Origin of the sequence: Sphaerisporangium dianthi, assembly GCF_042654065.1 — a bacterium.
Classification (GTDB): Bacteria; Actinomycetota; Actinomycetes; order Streptosporangiales; family Streptosporangiaceae; genus Sphaerisporangium; species Sphaerisporangium dianthi.
In genome coordinates this window covers 72,225-80,327 of record NZ_JBHSFP010000038.1, presented here as the reverse complement: position 1 = coordinate 80,327, position 8,103 = coordinate 72,225, and the positions used below count along the sequence as shown (strand labels likewise).

Annotated in this window: 6 protein-coding genes; 1 reads left to right on the top strand and 5 read right to left on the bottom strand. The window is 72.5% G+C overall.

The features are described 5' to 3' along the window. Positions 1-263 precede the first annotated feature (263 nt). Genes ACFO60_RS35250 through pflB form a run of 3 tightly spaced genes read right to left on the bottom strand, consistent with a single transcriptional unit; the run spans position 264 to position 3,943 of the window. Positions 264-917 (bottom strand): response regulator, encoded by a 654-nt coding sequence (locus ACFO60_RS35250; RefSeq protein ID WP_380849762.1) that lies wholly within the window; start codon positions 915-917, stop codon positions 264-266. 43 nt (positions 918-960) lie between these two features. Continuing rightward, entirely contained in the window at positions 961-1,719 is a 759-nt protein-coding gene (pflA, locus tag ACFO60_RS35245) for a pyruvate formate-lyase-activating protein (protein WP_380849759.1), read from the bottom strand. Then, a complete protein-coding gene (gene pflB / locus ACFO60_RS35240; protein WP_380849756.1) occupies positions 1,685-3,943 on the bottom strand; it encodes a formate C-acetyltransferase in 2,259 nt (752 codons plus the stop codon). Before pflB ends, pflA begins: the two co-directional genes overlap by 35 nt. Before the next feature lie 211 nt (positions 3,944-4,154). Here pflB and ACFO60_RS35235 point away from each other — a divergent pair, with 211 nt between their 5' ends. Then, positions 4,155-4,826, top strand: a complete 672-nt coding sequence (locus ACFO60_RS35235; RefSeq protein WP_380849753.1) for a CBS domain-containing protein — start codon at positions 4,155-4,157, stop codon at positions 4,824-4,826. Positions 4,827-4,972: 146 nt separating this feature from the next. Here ACFO60_RS35235 and ACFO60_RS35230 read toward each other — a convergent pair whose 3' ends face one another. Next, complete coding sequence (locus tag ACFO60_RS35230) at positions 4,973-5,407, bottom strand: pyridoxamine 5'-phosphate oxidase family protein (protein ID WP_380849750.1); 435 nt, start codon at positions 5,405-5,407, stop codon at positions 4,973-4,975. A 29-nt stretch (positions 5,408-5,436) separates the two neighbouring features. Continuing rightward, on the bottom strand, positions 5,437-8,094 hold the full coding sequence (locus ACFO60_RS35225) for a GNAT family N-acetyltransferase (protein WP_380849747.1): 2,658 nt from the start codon (positions 8,092-8,094) through the stop codon (positions 5,437-5,439). Positions 8,095-8,103 lie beyond the last annotated feature (9 nt).

Below are 8,103 nucleotides of genomic sequence, written 5' to 3'. Positions count from 1 at the left end.
CCTTCCTCGACGAGCACATCGTCTACGCGATCGTGCTGGCGGGCCTGGCCCTGGCCGCCGCCGGCGACACCCTCGGCCTCGGCGAGTGGTGGAGCCGCACCACCCTGGTCAAGCGGTACCCGATCCTCAAGTGACCCGGCCATGGCGCTCCCGGCGCCCGCCCTCCGCCAAGGAGGTGCGGGCGCTCTCGCGTGCGCGGGCCTCGTGCCCGGCCAGGACCCGCGGCGCCCCGGCACTCGCGCCGGGGCGCGGGTGGTGGCCGGTTACTCGGCGTCGCGGTCGGGCTTGTCGGCCTTGAGGCGGGCCGCCAGCGCCGCCACCTGGGTGCGGCGCTGCATGTTCAGCTTGGCCAGCAGGTTGGAGACGTAGTTCTTGACGGTCTTCTCCGCCAGGAAGAGGCGCTCGCCGATCTGCCGGTTGGTCATCCCTTCGCCGATCAGCTCGAGGATGTGGCGCTCCTGGTCGGTCAGCGCGGCCAGCGGATCCTTGTGGGAGGCCTGCTGGCGCAGCCGCTGGAGCATGGTGGCGGTGGTGCGCGGGTCGAGCAGCGACTGCCCCGCCGCGACGGTGCGCACGGCCCCGACCAGGTCGGAGCCGTGGATCTGCTTCAGCACATAGCCGGCCGCGCCGGCCATCACCGCGTTGAACAGCGCCTCCTCGTCGGCGTACGACGTCAGCATGAGGCAGGCCAGCTCGGGCATGCGCGAGCGGACCTCCCTGCAGACGTCGACGCCGCTGCCGTCGGGGAGCCGGACGTCGAGCACGGCGACGTCGGGCTTGAGCGCGGGTATGCGCGCGATCGCCGACTCGGCGGTGCCGGCCTCGCCGACGACCTCGATGTCGTCCTCGGCCTCCAGCAGGGCCGCGACGCCGCGCCGGACCACTTCATGATCATCTACTAGGAACACCCGAATCATAGTCGGACGGTAGCCCCTCAGGCGTGCTCCGTGGTAGCGACGCTCAGCGGCTGTCGACCCCGTGCGCGCGGAACCGGGCGTGGACGCGCTCCAGCAGCTCGGCCGACGGCGGTTCCACGTCGGCCAAGGGGTAGCGAAGGCCGAGGTCGGCGTACTTGTGCGCGGCCATGCGGTGGAAGGGCAGCACCTCCAGGTGCTCGACGTTGGGCAGCGTGGCGACGAACTCCGCCAGCCCGTCGATGTGGGACTCCGCGTCGGTGAGCCCGGGGACCAGGACGTAGCGGATCCACGCCGGCCTGCCGAGCTCGGCCAGGCGGCGGGCGAAGCGCAGCGTCGGGGCCAGCGGGGCGCCGGTCAGGCGCCGGTAGACGGCGGGATCGAAGGACTTGATGTCGAGCAGCACCAGGTCGGTGTCGGCGAGCATGGCGTCGGTGGCGCGCTCCCCCAGGTACCCGGAGGTGTCCAGGGCGGTGTGCAGGCCGCTGTCGTGGCAGCGGCGCAGCAGTTCGCCGGTGAAGGCGGGCTGCAGCAGCGGCTCTCCCCCGCTGATGGTCACCCCGCCGCCGGCGACCTGGATGAACCTGCGGTACTTGCCGATCTCGGCCATCACCGCGTCGGCGGTCTCCCGGTGCCCCTCGCGCATGCGCCAGGTCTCGGGATTGTGGCAGTACAGGCAGCGCAGCGGGCACCCGGCGGTGAACAGCACGAACCGGGTGCCCGGTCCGTCCACTCCTGTCGAGATGTCGAAGGAGTGGACGGACCCGCGCTCACAAGGTGCCGTGGAAGGTTCGATCGACGACATCGCTCTGCTGCTCCGGAGTCAGTCGGACGAAGTTCACGGCGTAGCCGGAGACCCGGACGGTGAGCTGCGGGTACAGCTCGGGGTGCTCCATGGCGTCAAGCAGGGTCGCCCTGTCGAGGACGTTGACGTTCATGTGGAAGCCGCCGGCGTCGAAGTAGCCGTCCAGCACCCCGGCCAGGTTGGCGGCCCGCTCGTCCTCGGTGCGGCCCAGGCCGCCGGGGGTGACGGTGCTGGTGAGCGAGATGCCGTCCTGCGCCTGGTCGTAGGGCAGCTTGGCCACCGACAGGGCCGAGGCGACCACGCCGTGCCTGTCACGCCCGTTCATCGGGTTGGCGCCCGGGGCGAACGGCTCACCCGTGCGGCGGCCGTCGGGGGTGTTGCCGGTGTGCTTGCCGTAGACGACGTTGGAGGTGATGGTGAGCACCGACTGGGTGTGCTCGGCGCCCCGGTAGGACGGGTGCCGCCTGATCTTGCGCATGAACGCGCCGACCAGCTCGACCGCGAGGGCGTCGGCGCGGTCGTCGTTGTTGCCGTAGGAGGGGTAGCCGCCCTCGACCTCGTAGTCCACGGCCAGCCCCGTCTCGTCGCGGATCACCTTGACGCGGGCGTGCTTGATGGCCGACAGGCTGTCGGCGGCGACCGACAGGCCGGCGATGCCGCAGGCCAGGGTGCGCTTGACCGGGTAGTCGTGCAGCGCCATCTCCACGCGCTCGTAGGCGTACTTGTCGTGCATGTAGTGGATGACGTTGAGCGCGTTGACGTAGGTCTCGGCCAGCCAGTCCATCATCCTGTCCAGCGCGGCCGAGACCTCCTCGAAGTCGAGGTACTCGCCGGTGAGCGCCGGGTGGGCCGGGCCGATCTGCTCTCCGCTCATCTCGTCGCGCCCGCCGTTGATCGCGTACAGCAGCGTCTTGGCCAGGTTGACGCGGGCGCCGAAGAACTGCATCTTCTTGCCCACCTCCATGGCCGACACGCAGCAGGCGATCGCGGTGTCGTCCCCGAAGCGCACGCGCAGCAGGTCGTCGCTCTCGTACTGGATCGAGCTGGTCTCGACGGAGATCCGCGCGCAGAACCGCTTGAACGCCTCGGGCAGGGACGGCGACCACAGCACGGTCAGGTTCGGCTCGGGAGCGGGGCCGAGGTTGCGCAGGGTCTGCAGGAAGCGGTAGCTCGTCCGGGTGACCAGGGTGCGGCCGTCGGCGCCGATGCCGCCGAGGGACTCGGTGACCCAGGTCGGATCGCCCGAGAAGAGCTGGTCGTAATCGGGGGTGCGCAGGAAGCGCACGATGCGCAGCTTGATCACCAGGTCGTCGACGAGTTCCTGCGCCTGCTCCTCGGTGATCGTCTTGTCGTCCAGGTCACGCTGGAGGTAGACGTCCAGGAAGGTCGAGACGCGGCCGAGGGACATGGCGGCGCCGTTCTGCTCCTTCACCGCCGCCAGGTAGGCGAAGTACAGCCACTGCACGGCCTCGCGGGCGTCGCCGGCCGGGCCGGAGATGTCGTACCCGTAGGAGGCGGCCATCGTCTTCAGCTCGCCCAGGGCCCTGATCTGCTCGGACAGCTCCTCGCGGTCGCGGATCGACTCCTCCAGCGAGGGCCGGTCGTCCAGGGTGTGCAGTTCGGCGGTCTTGACCTCGACCAGCCGGTCCACGCCGTACAGGGCGACCCGGCGGTAGTCGCCGATGATCCTCCCGCGCCCGTAGGCGTCCGGCAGGCCGGTGATGATGTGCGAGCGCCGCGCCCGGCGGATCGCCGGGGTGTAGGCGTCGAAGACGCCGGCGTTGTGGGTCTTGCGGTACTTGGTGAAGATGTCGCGCACCAGGGGGTCGAGCTTGAGGCCGTAGGCCTCGAGGCCCGACTCGACCATGCGCAGGCCGCCGTTCGGCATGATCGCCCTCTTCAGCGGGGCGTCGGTCTGCAGGCCGACGATCAGCTCGCGGTCCTTGTCGATGTAGCCGGGGGCGTGGGAGGTGATCGACGAGGGCGTGGCGGCGTCGACGTCGTACACGCCCCGCCGCCGCTCCTCGGGGAACATCGCGGCGATCCTGCCCCAGACGGCCCGCGTCCGCCCGGTCGCTCCCGTGAGGAACGACTCGTCGCCCTCGTAGGGTGTGTAGTTGGCCTGGATGAAGTCGCGCACGTCGATGGCGGTACGCCATGTGCCGCCGGAGAAGCCGCGCCACGACCTGTCCGCCGTCCGCCCGATGTCGGCCTTAACGCTCACGATGCACCTTCCAGAACGGGGTGGCTGTCGACTCCACCCTGCTCCCGTGCCGGGCCGGGGCGTATGGGCGAACGTCCCGGGAGCCGATGACCTTCGTCGCGCGGCGGCCCGCCTGCCGGCGGAGACCAACGTCCCTGGTCGTGGTGACCTTCACCGCTGATGGGGCCGCCCGCGCGCGGGCATCGTGGAGGTGAGAGCAAGGAGGTTCGTCATGACGATGAAGGTCAGGGACGTCATGGGAATGGTGGCCATCACGGCCTCCCTGGACGCGCCGTTCGCCGAGCTGGTGGAGACGATGCGCCGCTTCGGCGTGGGCGCCGTCACGATCGTGGACGCTGACCGCAGGCCGGTGGGCGTCGTCATGGCGGACGACGCGCTGCTGAAGGAGATCCACCCCGGTTCCACGGCTGGCGGGTTGTTCGAGGGCCGGACGCGGCGGGCCGAGCACCGCAAGGCCGCCGGCACCACGGCACGCGAGATCATGACGAGTCCCGCCATCACGGTGACCGAGGGCACCCCTGTGCGCGACGCGGCGCGGCTGATGCACGTCCACCGCATCAAGCAGCTCCCCGTGATCAACGTGATGACCGGCCGGGTGGCCGGAACCGTTCACCAGGGGGATCTGCTCAAGGTCTTCACCCGCCCGGCCGCCGAGATCGAGCGCGACGTACGGCGGGCGATCGCGGAGGCCGACGCCGATCCGGCGCCGCTGAGCGTCCTGGTGGAGGCCGGTGTGGTGACGCTGCGCGGCCGTGTCGCCCTGCGCTCGCAGACCGAGCGCGTCACCGGCGCCGTCGAGGCGGTCGACGGCGTGGTGGGCGTGGACGCGGGCCTGACGTTCACGACCGACGACCTGGCGTCCGCCCCGCAGGTCTACCTTTGACCTCCTGCCCTGCCTGGACCGGAGGCCGGAGCGCTACGGACCCGGTGGGACACGGGCTCAGGCCTGGAGGAGCCGGCGCGGACAGGGGCGATCAGCCCCTTCCCGCGCCGGCTCCTTCGCGTCGTGCCGGGCGATGGCCGCGGCGCCTACGACCTGCGGATGCGACGGCCGGTGATCTGGACCGGGTTGATCCGGACGTACAGCCGCCGCTCATCGCCCGCCCACGGCTCCACGGCGGCGCCCCGCACGGCGGCGAGCTCGTCATCGGAGGACACCCGGTGGGCGGCCCCCTGGATCAGGACGCTCCAGCCCACGCGGGCCGCCACGTCGAAGTCGTCCACCTCGAAGGCGACCTTCAGCTCGACCCCCGCCACCCCGGTGCTCAGATCCTCGTCCAGCGGGCCGCCGAGGGCCGTGCGGAACAGCACCGACTTCTCGTACAGGGTGTAGTTGACCGGCAGGATCACCGGACCGCCGCCCGCGGTGAAGCCCACCCGGCCGACTCCTCCCGGGGCGATCAGCCGCAGGCACTCCTCAAGGTCGAGCTCTTCCAGCGACGGAGGGGCGACGCGGTCGTTCATCTCTGTCCTCTTTCCATGGTCGTGGCCCCTCACCGCAGACGACGGCGGTACGGGGAAGGCAGCGGCGAGGCGGAAGCCAGCCGCACCCGTACATCGACGGCGACCGCGCCGGAGGGCATGACGATCACCGGGTCGAGGTCGAGCTCGGCGATCTCGGGAATGTCGTCCATGAGCCGCCCTACCCCGATGATGTTCGCCTCCAACTCTTCCACGTCCACCGCGGGACGGCCGCGATACCCGTGCAGGAGAGGAGCGCACCGCAGTTCGCCGAGCATACGCGCGGCCTCGGCGTGACTGATCGGCGGGACCCGGAAGGCGCGGTCGGCGAGCAGTTCGGCGATGACCCCGCCCATGCCGGCCATGACCAGCGGCCCGAACGCCTCGTGCGCCACGCCGCTGACGATCATCTCGACGCCTTCGCCGGCCATGCGCTGGACCAGCGCGCCGGTCATCGCCGGCCCGACGCGCTCCGCCATCGCCCGGTAGGCCTCCTCGACCTCCGCGGCGTCACGCAGTCCGGCCCGGACGCCGCCCACCTCGCTCCTGTGGACCAGATCGGGGCCGGCCGCCTTGAGCACGGCGGGCAGGCCGAGCCGGGCGGCGGCCCGCCCGGCCTCCTCGGGGCCGGTCACCGTCACGGTCTCGGCCACCCGCACGCCGTAGCAGCCGAGCAGCCGCGCCGCGGCGTCGTGGTCCATCCGGCGTCCGCCCGGGTTCCCGGCGAGCTCGTCGCGCACGATCCGGCGGGCGGTCGCGGTGTGGACCGGCGGCACCTCCACCGGCGGGTCGGCCGGACGCGACCGCCACGCGGCGTAGTCGACGGCACGCCCGAGCGCGTGCACCGCCTGCTCGGGGAAGGCGTAGCTCGGCAGACGGGCGCCGATCAGCCCGTCGTGCCCGGCGACGCACGCCAGCACGGTCTTGGCCGCCCCACGGGCCGCCGCGTCGATCGCCTCCCGGGTCGCCGCGAGGCCCGAGCCGAACGGCGGGGTGTAGACGATCAGCACGGCGTCGACTCCCGGGTCGGCCAGCACCGCCGTCACCGAGCCGGCCAGTTCGGCGGCCGTGCCGTCGGCGGTGACGTCGACGGGGTTTGCGAGCGCCGCGGCCGGGCCCAGCCGTGAGCGCAGCGCCGCGAGGGTGGCCGGGGAGAGCTCGGGGACCACCAGGCCGCGCTGCTCGCAGGCGTCGGCGGTCAGGGCCTGCGGCCCGCCGGAGTTGCCGACGATCGCCACCCGGCGGCCGGCCGGGAGCGGCTGGAGCGCGAGCAGCCGCGCGGTGTCCAGCATGTCCTGCACGCTGTCCTCCCTGATGACTCCGGAGGCGCGCAGCAGGGCGTCCACCGCGGCGTCCGGGGTGGCGGCGGCCGCGGTGCGGGAGCGCACGGCGCGGTCCGCCGCGGCGCCGCGGCCGCTCTTGACCACGACGACCGGCTTGACCGCGCTGACCCTGCGGGCGACGCGGCCGAAGCGGCGCGGGTTGCCGAAGGAGGAAAGGTAGAGCGCGACGACCTCGGTGGCGGGGTCGTCCTCCCAGTACTCCAGCAGGTCGTTGCCGCTGACGTCGGCCTTGTCGCCCACCGAGGCGAAGGAGGAGATGCCGAGGCCCACCTCGGCGGCGCGGTCGATCACCGCGACCGCGATGGCGCCGGACTGCGACATCAGGCCGAGCCCGCCGGCGCGGGGCCGGCGGGGCAGGAGGCTCGCGTTGAGCGAGGTGGTGGTGTCGGCGACGCCCAGGCAGTTGGGGCCGACCAGCCGCATGCCCGCCTCGCGGCAGATCTTCAGCAGTTCGGCCTCCTGCTCGCCGTGTCCCGCCTCGGCGAAGCCGGCGCTGACGACGACCAGCGCGCGCACGCCGTGGCGTGCGCAGTCGCGGGCGACGTCGAGGACCGTCGCCGCCGGGGTGGCGACGACGGCCAGGTCCGCCTCTCCCGGCGCGGAGGCCAGGTCGGGGTAGGCGCGCAGCCCGCACACCTCGGCCGCGTGGGGGTCGACCGGGTAGATCGGACCGGGGAAGCCGCCCTCGACGAGGTTGGCGAGCACGCGGTGCCCGATGCCCGTGGGGGCGCGGCCCGCCCCGACGACCGCGACGGCCCGCGGGGCGAACACGGCGGCCAGCGAGTTGCGGTCGGCCTCGTGCTCACGCGCCTCGATCCTGGCCAATAGTTCGCCGGTGGCGCCCGTCGAGATGACGACCTGCACCATCCCGTCGACGTACGCGCGCGTGACCCGCAGGCCGGTGTCGCCCAGCACCTTGAGCATCGGCCGGTTCTCCGGGAGCACGTCCGCGACGATCTCCTTGACGCCGTGCTCCGCGGCGTCGTGCGCCAGGTGCTCCAGCATCACCGTGCCCAGGCCGTGACCGTGGCTCTGGTCGTCGAGCAGGATGCCGAGGTCGCCCCGCCCGCCGGGGTCGCCGCCGACGCACTCGGCCACGCCGGCCAGCCGGCCGCGCAGCAGCGCGACCAGCGCCCGTCCCTGGTAGCCCGGACCGGTCATCCTGTCCATGTAGCTGTGCGCCGTGCCGGTGCCCCCGGTGCAGAAGCGCAGGTAGGTCGAGCGTTCGGAGGAGCGGTCGACCAGCGCGTGCAGCGCTTCGGCGTCGGAGGGCCGCAGCGGCCGGATGTGCGCGATGCCGCCGTCGCGGAGAAGGACGTCGCATTCCTCGGGCAGGACCGGTGTCATGCCTCCAGG

Coding starts and splice junctions, on each gene's coding strand:
- ACFO60_RS35250 (WP_380849762.1), bottom strand. CDS start 917: ATGATTCGGGTGTTCCTAGTAGATGATCATGAAGTGGTCCGGCGCGGC.
- pflA (WP_380849759.1), bottom strand. CDS start 1,719: ATGTCGTCGATCGAACCTTCCACGGCACCTTGTGAGCGCGGGTCCGTC.
- ACFO60_RS35235 (WP_380849753.1), top strand. CDS start 4,155: ATGACGATGAAGGTCAGGGACGTCATGGGAATGGTGGCCATCACGGCC.
- ACFO60_RS35230 (WP_380849750.1), bottom strand. CDS start 5,407: ATGAACGACCGCGTCGCCCCTCCGTCGCTGGAAGAGCTCGACCTTGAG.
- ACFO60_RS35225 (WP_380849747.1), bottom strand. CDS start 8,094: ATGACACCGGTCCTGCCCGAGGAATGCGACGTCCTTCTCCGCGACGGC.